The organism is Sphingobium sp. B2D3A (genome assembly GCF_025961795.1).
Taxonomy (GTDB): Bacteria; Pseudomonadota; Alphaproteobacteria; order Sphingomonadales; family Sphingomonadaceae; genus Sphingobium.
Map to the genome: position 1 here is coordinate 3431620 of NZ_JAOQOI010000001.1, position 15443 is coordinate 3447062.

At 65.7% G+C, this 15443-nt stretch carries 14 protein-coding genes; 10 read left to right on the forward strand and 4 right to left on the reverse strand.

Annotation, left to right across the window (positions count from 1 at the left end; genetic code table 11):
* Positions 1-366 precede the first annotated feature (366 nt).
* Positions 367-828, reverse strand: a complete 462-nt coding sequence (gene dksA, locus M2337_RS15990; protein WP_181560338.1) for an RNA polymerase-binding protein DksA — start codon at positions 826-828, stop codon at positions 367-369.
* Between the two features lie 262 nt (positions 829-1090).
* On the opposite strand from dksA, the gene serS reads away from it, so the two are divergent.
* The 4 genes from serS to rimO all read left to right on the forward strand — a co-directional run bounded on the left by serS (position 1091) and on the right by rimO (position 5741).
* On the forward strand, positions 1091-2368 hold the full coding sequence (gene serS / locus M2337_RS15995) for a serine--tRNA ligase (RefSeq protein ID WP_264571036.1): 1278 nt from the start codon (positions 1091-1093) through the stop codon (positions 2366-2368).
* The gene (gene surE, locus M2337_RS16000; protein ID WP_264571037.1) at positions 2368-3141 is read left to right on the forward strand and encodes a 5'/3'-nucleotidase SurE; all 774 of its coding nucleotides are present in this window, start codon (positions 2368-2370) and stop codon (positions 3139-3141) included. Before serS ends, surE begins: the two co-directional genes overlap by 1 nt.
* A 103-nt stretch (positions 3142-3244) precedes the next feature.
* Entirely contained in the window at positions 3245-4303 is a 1059-nt protein-coding gene (locus tag M2337_RS16005; protein WP_264571038.1) for a potassium channel family protein, read from the forward strand.
* A 67-nt stretch (positions 4304-4370) separates the two neighbouring features.
* Positions 4371-5741 (forward strand): 30S ribosomal protein S12 methylthiotransferase RimO, encoded by a 1371-nt coding sequence (gene rimO, locus M2337_RS16010; RefSeq protein ID WP_264571039.1) that lies wholly within the window; start codon positions 4371-4373, stop codon positions 5739-5741.
* Between the two features lie 109 nt (positions 5742-5850).
* Here the strand turns inward: rimO and M2337_RS16015 are convergent, their stop codons facing one another.
* Positions 5851-6678, reverse strand: coding sequence for a DUF3298 and DUF4163 domain-containing protein (locus M2337_RS16015; protein ID WP_264571040.1), 828 nt, complete (start codon positions 6676-6678; stop codon positions 5851-5853).
* Positions 6679-6761: 83 nt separating this feature from the next.
* Here M2337_RS16015 and M2337_RS16020 point away from each other — a divergent pair, with 83 nt between their 5' ends.
* The 5 genes from M2337_RS16020 to M2337_RS16040 all read left to right on the forward strand — a co-directional run bounded on the left by M2337_RS16020 (position 6762) and on the right by M2337_RS16040 (position 11174).
* Entirely contained in the window at positions 6762-8162 is a 1401-nt protein-coding gene (locus tag M2337_RS16020) for a leucyl aminopeptidase family protein (protein WP_264571041.1), read from the forward strand.
* 91 nt (positions 8163-8253) lie between these two features.
* Positions 8254-9159 (forward strand): C40 family peptidase, encoded by a 906-nt coding sequence (locus tag M2337_RS16025; protein WP_264571042.1) that lies wholly within the window; start codon positions 8254-8256, stop codon positions 9157-9159.
* Positions 9156-10082, forward strand: coding sequence for an N-acetyl-gamma-glutamyl-phosphate reductase (argC, locus tag M2337_RS16030; protein ID WP_264571043.1), 927 nt, complete (start codon positions 9156-9158; stop codon positions 10080-10082). Before M2337_RS16025 ends, argC begins: the two co-directional genes overlap by 4 nt.
* Before the next feature lie 242 nt (positions 10083-10324).
* Positions 10325-10855 carry a peptide-methionine (S)-S-oxide reductase MsrA gene (gene msrA, locus M2337_RS16035; protein ID WP_264571044.1) on the forward strand — a complete coding sequence of 177 codons (531 nt, stop codon included), beginning with the start codon at positions 10325-10327 and terminating at the stop codon, positions 10853-10855.
* Between the two features lie 97 nt (positions 10856-10952).
* A complete protein-coding gene (locus M2337_RS16040) occupies positions 10953-11174 on the forward strand; it encodes a hypothetical protein (RefSeq protein WP_264571045.1) in 222 nt (73 codons plus the stop codon).
* A 45-nt stretch (positions 11175-11219) separates the two neighbouring features.
* Here the strand turns inward: M2337_RS16040 and M2337_RS16045 are convergent, their stop codons facing one another.
* A complete protein-coding gene (locus M2337_RS16045) occupies positions 11220-13010 on the reverse strand; it encodes a glycosyltransferase (protein WP_264571046.1) in 1791 nt (596 codons plus the stop codon).
* Positions 13011-13379: 369 nt separating this feature from the next.
* Positions 13380-14336 carry an L-threonylcarbamoyladenylate synthase gene (locus M2337_RS16050; RefSeq protein ID WP_264571047.1) on the reverse strand — a complete coding sequence of 319 codons (957 nt, stop codon included), beginning with the start codon at positions 14334-14336 and terminating at the stop codon, positions 13380-13382.
* A gap of 164 nt (positions 14337-14500) precedes the next feature.
* On the opposite strand from M2337_RS16050, the gene M2337_RS16055 reads away from it, so the two are divergent.
* Positions 14501-15322, forward strand: a complete 822-nt coding sequence (locus tag M2337_RS16055; RefSeq protein WP_264572294.1) for an ATP-binding protein — start codon at positions 14501-14503, stop codon at positions 15320-15322.
* Positions 15323-15443 lie beyond the last annotated feature (121 nt).

Here is a 15443-nt window from a genome sequence, read left to right on the forward strand (position 1 = left end):
GACCGGCACGGGCGACGGGACAAAGCGGAGGATCGAGCGCTTAGAAGCAGCTCTCCTCCGCTTTTTCGTTTCTGGACATTGGCGCGATTATAGATGCAGCAGAATCCTGCTGTCATTGCGGGCTGACTGCCGTAGGCGGGTGTGAGCGCGCGGGTTAGGGCACAAGGATGCTCCCCGAGCGAAGGCGGCAGCCCGGCACCGTTGACAGCCTCGCGAGAGAATAGAAAGCCCGCGAGCACTGAACCGCGCACGCGCAATCAACGCTAGTTGATCAGTCAGGAAGGCGAGCGGCCAGAACGCCGCTCATCGGCGGCGCGCCCTGCGCAGACATGCAAGCTATCGGGAGGAGAGCTGCCAGTCGTGTGATCAATCGTCGCGGGAGACTTTTTCCTGCCGTTCGTGGCGCTCCTGCGCCTCGACGGTCATGGTCGCGATGGGGCGGGCTTCAAGGCGACCGAGCGAGATGGGCTCACCGGTCACTTCGCAATAGCCATATTCGCCATCGTCGATGCGGCGCAACGCGGCGTCGATCTTCGAGATGAGCTTGCGCTGGCGATCGCGGGTGCGCAGCTCGATGGACCAGTCCGTTTCGCTGGAGGCGCGATCGTTGAGATCGGGCTCGCGCAGCGGTTCGCTCTGCAGCGTGGCGAGCGTGCCCTCTGCCTCGGCGAGAATTTGCTTCTTCCAATCGAGCAACCTGCGGCGGAAATATTCCAGCTGCAGCGGCCCCATAAACTCTTCGTCTGCGGAAGGCCGATAGCCTTCGGGAAGATCGATCCCCGAGCCTTTCGAGCCGTTTTTATCCGACGAATCTGCAAGCGAGGCCATTCACTTCTCCGCGTCGATCAAGTCGCCGATTTCCGGCGCTCTCGCGGCGCCTATAGAGCGCAGCCGAGAGTGAAACAAGCACTGTTTCCCGCGCATTGAACGATGACTGAACAACGGCCGAATCCGCCGTGAATCGGCGGCCGAACGAGACGAATACCGCTGCCCTCGCCAGGCTTGGGCGGCGGTGCCAGTCGCGTCCCCACCACTGGGAGATCGCTGGCCGCTTGATCGGCCATGGCGCGCGGGGCATAGGCGGTGCGCCATGCATGATATCAAAGCCATTCGGGACAATCCCGCCGCCTTCGACGCCGCCCTCGCCCGCCGTGGCATGGAGCCGGTCGCCGCCTCCATCGGCGAGGAGGACACGCGCTGGCGCGCCGTCGCCACGCAGGTGCAGGAAGGCCTTGCGCGACGCAACGAGGCCAGCAAGGCCATCGGCCAGGCCATGGCGAAGGGCGACAAGGAGACAGCCGAGGCGCTGAAGGCGGAGGTCGCGACACTCAAGACCAGCCTGCCCGAGCTGGAGGCGCAGGAGAAGGCGCTGGCGGAGGCTGTGCAGAGCCGCCTCGCCGCCATTCCCAATCTGCCCGCCGCAGACGTGCCCGATGGCGTCGATGAGGCGGGCAATGTGGAAGTGCATCGCTGGGGCACGCCGCGCAGCTTCGACTTCACGCCGCAGGACCATGCCGATTTCGGTCCTGCGCTCGGCCTCGATTTCGAGGGTGCGGCTGCCATGTCCGGCGCGCGCTTTGCGGCGCTGCGGGGGCAGATGGCGCGGCTCCACCGGGCGCTCGCGCAATTCATGCTCGACCGGCAGACGGAGACCAATGGCTATACCGAGGTCAATCCGCCGCTGCTGGTGCGCGATGAGGCGGTGTTCGGCACCGGGCAGTTGCCCAAGTTCGCCGAAGACCTCTTCCGCACCACCACCGGCCACTGGCTGATCCCGACCGCCGAGGTGAGCCTCACCAATCTCGTGCGCGAGCAGATTTTGACCGAGGCTGCGCTGCCGATGCGGTTCACGGCGCTCACGCCCTGCTTCCGCTCGGAGGCGGGATCGGCCGGGCGCGATACGCGCGGGTTCATTCGCCAGCATCAGTTCGAGAAGGTCGAGCTGGTGGCGATCTGCACGCCCGATCAGGCGGCGGCGGAGCATGAGCATATGCTCAAATCCGCCGAGGGCATCTTGGAAGCGCTGGGCCTGCCCTATCGCCGGATGCTGCTCTGCGCGGGAGACATGGGCTTTTCCGCAACCAAGACCTTCGATCTGGAAGTCTGGCTGCCGAGCCAGCAAACCTATCGCGAGATCAGCTCCGTCTCGACCTGCGGCGACTTTCAGGCGCGGCGCATGAATGCGCGCTACCGTCCCGAGGGCGAGAAGGGCACGCGCTTCCTGCACACGCTCAACGGATCGGGCCTCGCCGTGGGGCGGACGCTGGTGGCGGTGTTGGAGAATTACCAGAATGCCGATGGCAGCGTGACGGTGCCTGAGGCGCTGCTACCCTATACCGGCGGCCTCGCCACGCTGACGCCCGCCTGATGCGCATTCTGCTCACCAATGATGACGGCGTGAACGCGCCCGGCCTCAAGGTGCTGGAAAAGATTGCCCGCTGCTTTTCGGACGACATCTGGATCGTCGCACCGATGGAGGAGCAATCGGGCGCCGGGCATAGCCTGACACTCTCCCGCCCGCTGCGCCTGCGCCAGCATGGCGAAAAGCATTATAGCGTCTCCGGCACGCCCACCGATGCGGTGATGATGGCGGTGGGGCATCTGATGAAGGACCAGAAGCCCGACCTGCTGCTCTCCGGCGTCAATCGCGGCGCCAATCTGGGCGAGGACGTGACCTATTCCGGCACCGTCTCGGCGGCGATGGAAGGCGCGATCTCCGGCGTGCGCTCGATCGCGCTGAGCCAAGTCTACTCGCGCGAGGGGCTGGGCGACAGCATCCCGTTTGAGGCGGCCGAGGCCTGGGGCGAGCGGGTGGTGCGCGCGCTGCTCAAGCAGGATGCGCTGGAGCGCACGCTCATTAACGTGAACTTCCCGGCCCTGCCCGCCAGCGCGATCAAGGGCATCAAGGTCGCGCGCCAGGGCTTCTACGACATCGACCGCACCCGCATCGTGCCAGGCACCGATCCGCGCGGTTATGATTATTTCTGGTTCGGCCTGCACCACAGCGACTCAGCACCGGAAGCAAGCGACCTCGCGGCGGTGGCGGAGGGTTATGTCTCTGTGACGCCGCTGCACTACGACCTGACGCACTATGAATTGCTGACGGCGCTGGAAGCGGGGCTGGCGGGGGCCGGGGAATAACGGCAGTGATCTGAAGCCCCTTCTTGGAAGATGAGGGGAGAAGGTTCACCCCTGCCCCTACCTCGCCTTGCACCCTGCCCTCCCCGCTGGCACAAGGCCGGTGATGTTCCAGCGCGACGATCCCCGCGTGCCGCCGCGCGCCTTTTTGCGACGGCGCTCGTCCCTGCCGGTCTGGGCGGACCTCGCGTGGCGGGTGGGCGCGATTCTGATCCTCGCGACCTTCGTTCTGCTGGTTCACTGGTTTGAGCGAGACGGGCTGCGCGACAATCTCGACGGGGAGGTCAGCTTTGGCGATGTCGTCTACTTCACCGCCGTGACTGTCACCACCGTGGGCTATGGAGACATCGTGCCGGTAACGGACCGCACCCGGTTGTTCGAGAGCATCTTCGTTACCCCGGCGCGCATCTTCGTCTGGCTGATCTTTCTTGGCACGGCCTATCAGTTCGTTTTCCGCAATGTTTGGCACAGGTGGCGCATGTCGCAGATCCAGAAGTCCCTCACCAACCACATCATCGTCGCCGGCTTCGGCACGAGCGGTTCCGAGGCGGTGCGGGAGCTGGTGGCGCGCGGCACAGACCCACGCTGCATCGTCGTCATTGAGCGCAGCGACGAATCACTGGCGCTGGCCGAGGCCGCTGGTTGCAACATCCTGAAAGGGGATGCGACGCGCGACCAGACGCTGATGGACGTGCGCGTTCAGGAAGCGCAGGCCATGATCGTCTCGGCCGGACGCGACGACACTTCGATCCTCGTGACGCTGACGGCTCGCCATCTCGCGCCCGATATCCCGCTGAGTGTCGTCGTGAGGGCGCCAGACAACGAGTCGCTCGCCCGCCAGGCGGGCGCGACGACGGTCATCAATCCGGTCAGTTTCGCCGGACTGCTGCTCGCCGGTTCGTGCCAAGGCGCCCATATCGCCGATTATATGGCCGATCTTGCTGCATCTGGCGGGCGCGTGCAGCTGCGCGAGCGCCGCGTCACGCAGGCCGAGGTGGGCGAACCGCTGAGCGCGATCCAGACCGGCCTGGGCGTGCGGCTCTACCGGGCCGGGCGCGCTTATGGTTTCTGGGAGCCAGAGGCCGCGATGCTCTATGCGGGCGACATGATCATCGAGATCATTCCCAACGACGGCGAAACACCGCCCAGCCCCAGCCCGGCGTAACGGCGCAGATGGACCGCGCGGGACGACTCGCCTTTTGCTTGCCGGCGCCCTATATGCGCGCGCAATCATGGCATTGAAAATTCCCGACGCGCCCAAGGTGGGCATGGTCTCGCTCGGCTGCCCCAAGGCGCTGGTCGATTCAGAACGTATCCTCACCAAGCTGAGGAGCGATGGTTACGCCTTGTCCCCGGACTATGATGGCGCGGACGTGGTGCTGGTGAATACCTGCGGCTTCCTCGACAGCGCCAAGGAAGAAAGCCTCGAGGCAATTGGCGAGGCCATTGCCGAGAACGGTCGCGTGATCGTGACCGGCTGCATGGGCAATGAGGCCGAGCTGATCCGCGCCCGCTTCCCGCAGGTGCTCGCCATCACTGGAGCGCATCAGTATGAGGATGTGGTCAATGCGGTGCATGATGCCGCGCCGCCCGTCCCCAATGCCTTTGTCGATCTGGTGCCCGAGGGTGGCCTCAAGCTCACCCCGCGCCATTATGGCTATGTGAAGATCAGCGAGGGCTGCAACCACAGCTGCGCCTTCTGCATCATCCCCGATTTGCGCGGGAAGCTCGCCAGCCGGCGGATCGATGCTGTGCTGCGCGAGGCGGAGAAGCTGCTCGCGGCGGGCACCAAGGAACTGCTGATCATCAGCCAGGACACCTCTGCCTATGGCGTGGACGTGCGCCATGAGGAGCGGTTGTGGAAGGGCGAGCCTATCCGCACGCATATGACTGACCTCGCCCGCGCGCTTGGCCAGCTGCGTACGCCGCAGGGCGAGCAGCCCTGGGTGCGGCTGCATTATGTCTACCCCTATCCGCATGTCGACGCGGTGATCCCGCTGATGGCGGAGGGGCTGCTGACGCCCTATCTCGACATCCCCTTCCAGCACGCCGCGCCCAATGTGCTGCGCGCCATGAAGCGCCCGGCCAACGAGGCCAAGGTGCTGGAGCGCCTGCGCGGCTGGCGGGAAATCTGCCCCGATATCGCAATCCGCTCCAGCTTCGTCGTCGGCTTCCCCGGCGAGACGGAGGCGGACTTCCAGTATCTGCTCGACTGGCTGGAAGAAGCGCAGCTCGATCGCGTCGGCGCCTTCCGCTTCGAGCCGGTGGAAGGGGCGCAGGCCAATGCCCTGCCCGACCATGTGCCGGACGAGATCAAGGAAGAGCGCTTCCAGCGGATCATGGACGCCTGCGCGCGGATTTCAGCAGCGAAGCTGGCGGCCAAGATCGGCCGCACGCTGCCTGTGGTTATTGACGAGGTTGGCGAACCGGATGAGGACGGCAGTGTCGGGGCGACCGGCCGCAGCCAGGCTGACGCGCCTGAGATCGACGGGCACGTGTATCTGCGCGATGTCAATCCGGGGCTTGCGGCGGGTGATTTCGTCTCGGTGGAGATCGAAGATGCGGACGAGCACGACCTGTTTGGCGTGCCGATTTCGGTCTGACCAAGCTTTCCAGCCTGCCGTTTGTGTCGAGCGAAGTCGAGACACGGGAAGAGCGGTGCTTGTGTGTCTCGACTTCGCTCGACACGAACGGGAGGTGGGGATTGCGGGCCTACTGTGCCGCCGCGAAGGCCTCCTTCCAGGCCGGTTTCACCGCGCCCAGCACTGCGACATCCACCGGCACTTCGATCTCGTAGATCCCTTCCGCATAGGGTCCGGCCTCATAGGGCATGATCACGAAGTGGAGGCGGTTGAGCGCGCCGCCACCTGACGTCGCGGCAATGATCGTCTGCTTGGTTGGATCGACACATTGGTCGAATTCGGGGATCGGGCTGCCCTCGCCGCTGCCGACCGGCTCGCCGCGCCGCTTGGCGCGCTCGGCGTCCAAAGCCGCGCAGAAGCGGTCTTTAACGGCGCGGCCTAGCGCAGCAATGTCGAACAGGTCGCTGGCCTCCAGCGCCTTGTTCCCAGCCTTGTCCCAGTAGAGCACCTTGACCAGCGGCATGCCGTGAGCGCCGCCGGTATAGCTATAGCCTTCGCTGCGCAGAACGAGCAGCGTCGGCACGTCGGCCGCCACGGACCAGTCCTCGGTGTAGCTATAGCCACGGAAGGGATAGCCGGCTTCCTTTGCGGAGGCTTCTTCTGCCCGGATGCCGTCCTCCGTTTCCTTGCGCTGCTTCTCCGCGCTCTCCTGCAGCATGGCATCGAGCGGGGCGATGGCAGCGGCCGCGGCAGGCCAGCTGACGCGAAATTCGGATTCGCCCTTGGTGAACGCCACCGACTTGCCCGCCACGGCATTGGCCTGCATCGCATTGGCGGGCTCGGCTGCGTTGGCCGCGTTTTCTACCGGCGCCTGCATATTGTTGGGGACGGTCTCATTGCCGCAGGCGGCCAGCGCGATGCAAAGGCTGAGCAGAGTGGCGGACTTGATGGGGGCCATGGGGCAATCCTTTCACGAATGGGGCGAGCCTAACGGATCAGCCGGCGCTTGCCGAGGCCCCCTGCGCACTCTAACCCTGCATTATGACGGACCCAGCCGATCTCGTGCGCCCCGACACGGGCCAGACCGCCCATCTCATCCACCTCATCGATGCCGCCAGCCATGAGCAATGGCTCGCCGGACGGACCGAGCGGGAACGCGCCGCGCTCGTGGCGCAGAATTACCAGCCAAAGGCCTATGCCCACGCCATCCTGCCCGGGGAAAAACCCGATGCATGGAGCGTGGTGACATATGTCGCCAATGTCGACTCGCTCTCCAGCTGGTGCCTCGCCAAACTGCCGGGCGTGCTGCCCGCGGGAACCTATCGCCTGGCCGAGCGGGAGCCGGGCCCGGCCATCTTCGGCTGGATGACGGCGCAATATCGCTTTGAGCGCTACAAGGCCAAGCCGGCGGCCAAGGGGCCTTGCGTTCTGCTCACCGGCCAGCCCGGCGCCATTGACGGTGCCGCCGCGCAAGCCCGCGCGACCGCACTGGTGCGCGATATGGTCAATACGCCGACGGCCGAGATGGGGCCGGGCGAGATCGAGGCGCAGACGCGCGCGGTCGCCGATCGCCATGGCGCCACCATGACCGTGACGCGCGGCGATGCGCTCGAATCGGGCTATCCGATGATCCACGCCGTCGGCCGCGCGGCGGACCGGGCCAATGCGCCCCGCCTCATCGAGCTGGTCTGGGGCCCCGAGGATCATCCCCGCGTCGCGCTGGTCGGCAAAGGCATTACCTTCGATACCGGTGGGCTCGACATCAAGCCGGCTTCCGGGATGCGCCTGATGAAGAAGGACATGGGCGGCGCGGCCCATGCGCTGGCGCTGGCGGATCTGGTGATGGGTGCGGGCCTGCCGGTGCGCCTGCACCTGCTGCTGCCGGTCGCCGAGAACGCCATCGCCGGCAATGCCTTCCGCCCCGGCGATGTGCTGCGCAGCCGCAAGGGGCTGACCGTGGAGATCGGCAATACCGATGCGGAGGGACGGCTGGTGCTCGGCGACGCGCTGACGCGGGCCGGCGAAGACAAGCCCGAACTCATCATCGACTTCGCCACGCTGACCGGTGCGGCGCGGGTCGCGCTCGGCCCGGACCTGCCTGCGCTCTTCACCAATGACGATGCGCTGGCGGCCACGCTGGCCAGCTGTGGCAGCGACGCGGACGATCCGCTGTGGCGCCTGCCCCTATGGGCGCCCTACAACGACCTGTTCAAGAGCGACATCGCGGACCTCTCCAACAGCGGCGAAACGCCTTTTGCCGGCGCCTCTACGGCGGCGCTGTTCCTCCAGCGCTTCGTGCCGGACAAGACCCCATGGGTGCATTTCGACACCTTCGCATGGCGGCCGACCGTCAAACCGGGGCGCCCTAAGGGGGGTGAGGCGTTGGGCCTGCGCGCGACCTTCGCCATGCTGCAAAAGCGCTACGGACAGTCTGGGGATTGAGCGATCCGGGCATCTGCGCCAAGGGCCGGGATGCACCGTTGCGGTCGGGTATCCCTTGACCTTTCGGCCTGTTTTGCCGCAGGGGGCGCCGATGAAACAGACCATCGCCGGGACTAGCGTGGCGTCGTCGCCCGAACGCAAGAGCGTGAAGCTGGATGGGACATCCCGCAGCTACGATCCGCGCGTGCGCGCGATCCGGCCCGATCTGGCCGATGTGGCCCTCGCCGATCTGTATTTCGCGCCGCATTATGCCGCGCCGGTGCCGCGCAGCTGCGTGGTGGCCGCCACGATGCTGCGCGCCGCACCGGACGTCGCCGCAAGCGCCGTGAGCGAGCTGCTCTATGGCGAGAGCTTTCACATGCTCGATGCCCGCGCCGGCTGGGCCTGGGGCTATTGCGGCCATGACCATTATGTCGGCTATGTGCCGCTGGACGCGCTGGGCGAACCTGTCGAGGCCAGCCATGTCGCACGCGGCCTCGCGCCGGTGTTCGCGGCGGCCGATATCAAGTCACCGGTGCAGATGCTCCTGCCCGCCGGTGCCAAACTGGCCGGTACGGCGCAGGGCGATTTTCTCGCTATCGATGGCGGGTTCGTTCATCAGCGGCACGTCCGCACCCTCGCGGATGTCGAGAGCGACTGGGTTGCCGTCGCGGAGCGCCACTTGGGCGCGCCCTATATATGGGGTGGCCGGGGCCTGGGGCTCGATTGCTCGGGGCTGGTGCAGATCGCTCTGGCTGCCTGTGGGATAAACGCACCGCGCGACACCGACCAGCAGGCCGAGGCCGTCGGCGAGGCGCTGGGCGACAATGCGGCGCTCCGACGAGGCGACATCATCTTCTTCCCCGGCCATGTGGGGCTGATGGTGGATGGCGAGCGCCTGATCCATGCCAATGCTCACGCGATGGCCGTGACCATCGAGCCGCTGGACGATGTCGTCGCGCGGCTCCGCGACACGCATGAGCAGCCGGTGACAGGCCGGCGCAGGATTACGACATGACAAAGATTTTCATTGACGGCGCCGCCGGGACCACCGGCATCCAGATCCGGGACCGGCTGGAGGGGCGCAGCGAATTCGATCTCATCACGCTGGGCGATGCCGCCCGCAAGGACGATGGCGCGCGCGCCGAAGCGATCAACGCCGCCGATATCGTCATTCTCTGCCTGCCCGACGACGCGGCGCGCCAGTCCGTGCAAATGATCGCCAATGATCGCACGCGGGTGATCGACGCCTCGACGGCGCATCGCGTGGCCGACGGCTGGGTGTATGGCATGCCGGAGGTCTCCGGCCATGATGCGGTCGCGAAAGCCCGCTTCGTGAGCAATCCCGGCTGCTACTCGACCGGCTTCATCGCGCTGGTCGCGCCGCTGGTGAAAGCCGGCATCATCCCCGCCGAGACGCAGCTCACATGCAACGCCGCCTCCGGCTATTCCGGCGGCGGCAAAGCCATGATCGCCGAATATGAGGGCGCTGATGGCGCGCCGAGTGCCTTCCGCACCTACGCGCTCGGCCTTGGCCACAAGCATGTGCCCGAAATGCAGGCCCGCTGCGGCCTGACGCATCGCCCGCTGTTCGCGCCGGCTGTCGTGCCGGTCTATTCTGGCATGATCGTGGACGTGCCGCTGCATAGCGATCTGCTGACCAATGGCACGGATGCCCGCGCCATGCGCGCAGCACTGGCCGAGCATTATGCAGGCTCGCCGATCATCAGCGTGGCGGATGGCTATGAGGCTGCGACGCTCCCCATCGAGTTGCTGCGGGACAAGGACATCATGCGTCTGTTCGTGTTTGCGGATGAAAACAGCGCGCAAATCCGTCTGGTCGCGGCGCTCGACAATCTCGGCAAGGGCGCGTCCGGTGCGGCCGTGCAGAACCTCAACCTGATGGCGGGCCTGCCGGAGACGACGGGGCTGCGCCTTTAGGCAACGGCCAGCGGATTCCCGTTCCCGTTCCCATTCGTGTCGAGCGAAGTCGAGACACTTTGCCACTGCGCTTGACGTGTCTCGACTTCAGCTTGCAGCTGAAGTTTATCCTGAGCGCCCGCCTGCGGGCAGTCAAAGGGCTCGACACGAACGGCAGGTGGACTGGGCGCGCCCCTTTGCACCCCGCCACCGACTTCCTATCTTTGAGGCAACACACCCCCTCCTCGAAAGGACGCCCACTCATGAGCGCGACTGCAACGCTGGCCGGCGGCTGCTTCTGGTGCACAGAAGCGGTCTATCAAAATCTCGCAGGCGTCGAGTCCGTCGAGAGCGGCTATATCGGCGGCAGCAAGCCCAACCCCACTTATGAGGAGGTCTGCTCGGGCAGCACGGGCCATGCCGAAGCGATCCGCATCACTTATGATCCGGCCGTGATCGGCTATGGCGATCTGCTCGATATCTTCTTCGCCACGCATGACCCGACGACGCTGAATCGGCAGGGAAATGACATCGGCACCCAATATCGCTCCGCAATCTTCCCGCATGATGCCGGGCAGGAGGCAGAAGCGCGCGCTGCCATGGAACGGGCACAGGCGGACTGGCCGAGCCCCATCGTCACGACGATCGAGCCGCTTGCCACCTGGTATCCTGCCGAAGATTATCACCAGCAATATTGGGATCGGGTCGGCGACCGGAACCCTTATTGCATGGCGGTGATCCCACCCAAGCTGCAGAAGCTGCGCAAGGGCTTTGCCGACCGCCTGCGAAACTGAGGGGAAACGGGGGCCATTCCGGCGCAGCAGGCTTGCGCGACGGCGGGAAGCCGCTCAGACAGTGCTCCTGTCCCCGATGGACATTGGAGAGGCTGCCATGGTTCGACCTGCCCTGCTGATCGCCGCGAGCGTGCTTGGACCGCTCACCCTGCAGGGCTGCGTCGCCCGTACGGCCTATAAGGTGGCCAAGGCGCCGGTCGATGCCGGTGCGAAGATGGCTGACTGGGCAACGGTCAGCGGCGACGAAGCGGATCGGGAACGGGGTCGCGAACTCCGGCGCAAATGCAAGGCGCGCTACGACCCTTATTATTGCGAATGAGGCAGGAGGGCGGGACTAGCCGCCCTCCCCTCGATTGTCAGAACCTCAGCTTTCCCAGACGCGGCTGACGGCCACGCGCGCATCCCGCGGAATGTAGCGCGGGCGAGACGGCCGGGGCGCCGGGCGGGAGGCACGAATGGCCGTCGCCGCCATCAACGGCGCACAGAAGAAGCGCAGGGCCAGCGACACGAAGCCGATAAAGCTGAGGAGCGCGATGCCCGTGCCAAGCAGCCCGATGGCGAACAGGCAGAGCACTGCCACGGCGAGCGACGCGCACCCTGCGATCGTCTCTGGCCGGGTCGCTGCAAAGGGCGATTCGTCGGCCAGTCCGGCGAACTTGGGCGTACGTCGCCAAGCGAGCGGGCGATTCGAGAGGCCGGCAATGCCTGCGACCAGCACGACATAGCTGAGCGAGGCGCGGGCGATCTCGCCCCACACCATGGCGCCAGTGTCATAGCAGCCGGACAGGCGATAGCGATGCACGAGCCGCACCCACCATGTCGCCGCACCGATGAGCATCAGCAGACCGGCGATGGACGGCACCTTGACCGGCTCCATAGCGCCGATGGCCAGCCCGACGACCATGGCAATCATGCCCCCCACGCTGACGACGAGCGCGGCCAGCGTCTGCAACGGCGCGAGGCAGCGCACGACTTCCAGCAATTTGGTCCAACCCGGCAGTGGCGCGGCAAAGGGCGCCGGCAGGAACAGGCGCCAGTGACGACGCAGCTGCTGCACCGGACCCGCCGTCCACCGGAAGCGCTGCTTCTTGTAATCGTCGAAGGTCTCGGGGATCAGGCCGCGGCCGAAGGTCTCGCCGAAATACAGGCCCTCATAGCCGACCTTGCGCAGGCGCACGGAGACTTCCGAATCTTCCGTGAGGCACCATTCCGCCCAGCCACCGGCTTTCACCAGCGCATCCTTGCGCATCAGGCACATCGTCCCGATGGTGAAGGCGCCGCCATATTCACTCACGCCGGGGTAATCGACCTTGTTGACGGGCATATATTCCCAATAGCAGGCACTCAGATAGTCATTGCCCTCATAGTCGCGATAGTCGTGGGGCGTCTGAATGTAGCCGAGCTTCGGATCGGCGAAGAACGGTAGCAAGCGCGAGAGGAAGTCGTTGCGGGAGTAATAATCGGCATCGATCACGCCGATGATCTGCGCATCGTAGGCGGTCTGCTCAAGGAGGAAATTGAGCGCGCCGGCCTTGGCGCCCGGCAGCGGGTCGACATGGAAGAAGCGGAAGCACTCCTTGCCGAGCTTCGCGTTGAGGCGCGCGCAATGGGCTTCCAAGGGCCTCCAAAGAGCTTCGTCCTTCGTATTGTTATCGCAGACCAGAACTTCGAAATTATCGTAATCCTGCGCGGCGAGGCGGTTCATCGTCTCGATCACGATCTCGGGCGGCTCGGCATAGCAAGCGAGGTGCAGCGAGACCTTGAGATGCGCGGCCGCGGGATCGGATGAGGGGATCGCCACCGGCAGGCGCCAGCGCTCATGCGTCAGCACTGCTTCGCGCGCCACGCTGGCGATGAGATTGGCGAGGAAGGCGAACAGGGTCAGCCCCAGCGCGGCGAAGGCCAGCACCATCAGCAATGGCGGCAGGCCGGCTTCGAGAATGAACAGCGTGCCCCACAGGCTCGTCATCACGCTGCCAAGCCCGGCGCCAGTCAGCCAGAGGATGCCCGGCATGCTGAAGCGCACGAGATAATAGCGCGCAATTGCGACCAGCGTGATCGCGGCGAGAAAGATGGGGATGACCGAGCCGATCTGCCAGGTGACCAGCGCCGTGGCGAAAAGCGCGCCGAACGAAGCGCCCAAAAACTCGTGCACTTCCTCGGAAACTGGCCGAGAAATACGATGCGGCGCAGAAACGGCACGAAGTGTCAAAAGTGCAGCCGCGAGTGTAAAAAATGCAACGAAGATCAACGAAGAATCGAGATCAACTCTGGATAAGGCGATCAATTATTCAGTCCTCCGTTTACTGCCGACACGCCAACTGGATTTGCCGCGTCCGTGCATAACGCATGGATTTGACAATCGAGCCTTCACGAACTCTTCAAAAACCGCAAACCAGCCAGCGGCAAACCGTGCATGAGCCGCCGCTGCCTGCCACAGGTGCGAGATTCGCGAGGATGGCCAGCGGTCGATCGCCCCCGCCCGTCCCGCATATTTTCGACCGACTCACTGCTCAGGCCGACCTCACGCAGCCGCGCGCCGCAGACGATCGTTGATGGCAAGGCCGAGCCCTTCAGACGGGATCGGCGCCACCGAAATGCGCGCCGCCGCGCTCTCATCCGCCTCGTGCAGAGCGGCGAACAGATGCGCGGCGGCTTCGATCAGATCACCGCTCGGGCTGAGGTTGCGCTGGGATGGTCCCGGACCGAAACCGATGTGGAAACTGCCCGGCGCAGGGTCCGTGCAGTTGAGCATCAAGGGTTTGGATGGCGCATAATGGCTTTCGAGTTGGCCGGGCGCGGTAATCCCTGCACTGGCTGCCGGTGCGCGCACTGGTCGTCCGGTGATCGCTTCCAGGCGCTCCGGGGTCACGGGGCCGGGCCGCAGCAGGATGATCGCATCGTCGAGCGGCTCGACGATGGTCGATTCCACGCCATCGCTGGCTGGCCCGGCATCGAGGATGAACGGGATACGCCCGCCGAGGCTAGCCAGCACATGGCTGGCGCGGGTCGGGCTGATCGCGCCGGAGCGATTGGCCGAGGGGGCGGCCAACGGCACGCCCGCCGCGCCGATGAGCGCGCGCATTGCCGGATGCGATGGCAGCCGCACCGCCAGCGTGGGAAGACCGGCGCTGGCAAGCCCGGCGACGGGACTATCGGGCAGGCGCGGCAGGACCATGGTCAGCGCGCCTGGCCAGAATGCCTCGGCCAGCGCCTGTGCCGTGGCGTTGAACGACACCAACTGGCGCGCCATCGCGACATCGCTGACATGGACGATCAGGGGATTGAAGGACGGGCGGCCCTTGGCCTCATAGATGCGCGCCACGGCGAGATCGTTGGTCGCATCGGCGGCGAGACCGTAAACCGTCTCGGTGGGCACGGCGACCGGTTCGCCGGCCATGATCAGCGCGGCGGCTTCCGCCAGCCCGGCGCTGTCATAGGCGCGAATACGCGTTTCGAGGGACCGGGTGGCGCGGGACATGTGCGGCCTATAGCCGCGCCGCGTGACACATTGAAGCGGCATGATAGCGTGGCGGCGACAGGGCGGAGACCGGTGCCGCCGGCCTTCGCGTCTTGACCTCGCGGGAACGGCCCGCCACGGCTCAATCCATGATGACCGAGGGAAATGCCATGTCCACACCATCCATGGACGATGCGCTCGCGCGGATCGCCGCCGCGCTCGAACGGCTTGCGCCGAATGCCGCCGCCACCCCCGACCTGGAAGCGCATCCGGCCTATCGATGGGATGGGAAGATGCTGGTGCCTATCGAGGGCTTCGAGCCGATCGACTACGCCCTGCTGACCGGCATCGACGCGCAGAAAGAGGCTTGCCTTGAGAATACCCGTCGCCTCGCGCGGGGCCATGCGGCGCACGACATTCTGCTGTGGGGTGCGCGGGGCACGGGCAAGTCGGCCACGGTGGCCGCCTGTGTCGGCCAGGTGCAGAAGGAAGGGCTTCCGCTCGCGATGGTCGAGATCGCCACGGACGATCTGCGCAGCCTCGCAACGCTGTTCTCGCTGCTGCGCGCCGCGCGCCGGCCGATCGTCCTCTACATCGACGACCTTGGTTTCGACGGTGACTTTGGCGCCGATGCACGAGCGCTGCGCTCGCTGCTGCAGGGTGGCGCCAGTGCGCGCGGGAGCCATGTGCGGCTCTATGCGACCTCCAACCGACGCCACATCGTGCCGCGCTCCATGAGCGAGCAGGATGACCCAATCAATCCGCGCGACGTCGTGGACGACCGGATGGCCCTTTCCGATCGGTTCGGCCTGTCGCTCGGCTTCCATGCGCTCGATCAGGATGCCTATGTCGCCATCGTGCGCCGCTACGCCGCCCGTTATGAGCTGGACGTCGATCCACTGGCCGCGATCCAGTGGGCGACCCAGCGCGGCAGCCGCTCGGGCCGGGTGGCCTGGCAATATGTGGTGGAACTGGCGGGGCGGGCAGGCATTACGCTCGACCGCTGAGGATGGTGCCGAGACCACGATGAAAACTGTGCTCCTGCGAAAGCAGGAGCCTAGGGCGGGGTTTTCTCTTCGGCTGCTCCCTGGGCTCCTGCTTTCGCAGGAGCACGAGGCACAATCAATT

What these genes read in the sequence shown, in the direction of transcription:
- M2337_RS16015 (WP_264571040.1), bottom strand. Translation starts at nt 6,678, where the DNA reads ATGGCCCCCATCAAGTCCGCCACTCTGCTCAGCCTTTGCATCGCGCTG.
- rimO (WP_264571039.1), top strand. Translation starts at nt 4,371, where the DNA reads ATGGCATTGAAAATTCCCGACGCGCCCAAGGTGGGCATGGTCTCGCTC.
- M2337_RS16055 (WP_264572294.1), top strand. Translation starts at nt 14,501, where the DNA reads ATGGACGATGCGCTCGCGCGGATCGCCGCCGCGCTCGAACGGCTTGCG.
- dksA (WP_181560338.1), bottom strand. Translation starts at nt 828, where the DNA reads ATGGCCTCGCTTGCAGATTCGTCGGATAAAAACGGCTCGAAAGGCTCG.
- msrA (WP_264571044.1), top strand. Translation starts at nt 10,325, where the DNA reads ATGAGCGCGACTGCAACGCTGGCCGGCGGCTGCTTCTGGTGCACAGAA.
- M2337_RS16040 (WP_264571045.1), top strand. Translation starts at nt 10,953, where the DNA reads ATGGTTCGACCTGCCCTGCTGATCGCCGCGAGCGTGCTTGGACCGCTC.
- M2337_RS16050 (WP_264571047.1), bottom strand. Translation starts at nt 14,336, where the DNA reads ATGTCCCGCGCCACCCGGTCCCTCGAAACGCGTATTCGCGCCTATGAC.
- serS (WP_264571036.1), top strand. Translation starts at nt 1,091, where the DNA reads ATGCATGATATCAAAGCCATTCGGGACAATCCCGCCGCCTTCGACGCC.
- surE (WP_264571037.1), top strand. Translation starts at nt 2,368, where the DNA reads ATGCGCATTCTGCTCACCAATGATGACGGCGTGAACGCGCCCGGCCTC.
- argC (WP_264571043.1), top strand. Translation starts at nt 9,156, where the DNA reads ATGACAAAGATTTTCATTGACGGCGCCGCCGGGACCACCGGCATCCAG.
- M2337_RS16005 (WP_264571038.1), top strand. Translation starts at nt 3,245, where the DNA reads ATGTTCCAGCGCGACGATCCCCGCGTGCCGCCGCGCGCCTTTTTGCGA.
- M2337_RS16025 (WP_264571042.1), top strand. Translation starts at nt 8,254, where the DNA reads ATGAAACAGACCATCGCCGGGACTAGCGTGGCGTCGTCGCCCGAACGC.
- M2337_RS16020 (WP_264571041.1), top strand. Translation starts at nt 6,762, where the DNA reads ATGACGGACCCAGCCGATCTCGTGCGCCCCGACACGGGCCAGACCGCC.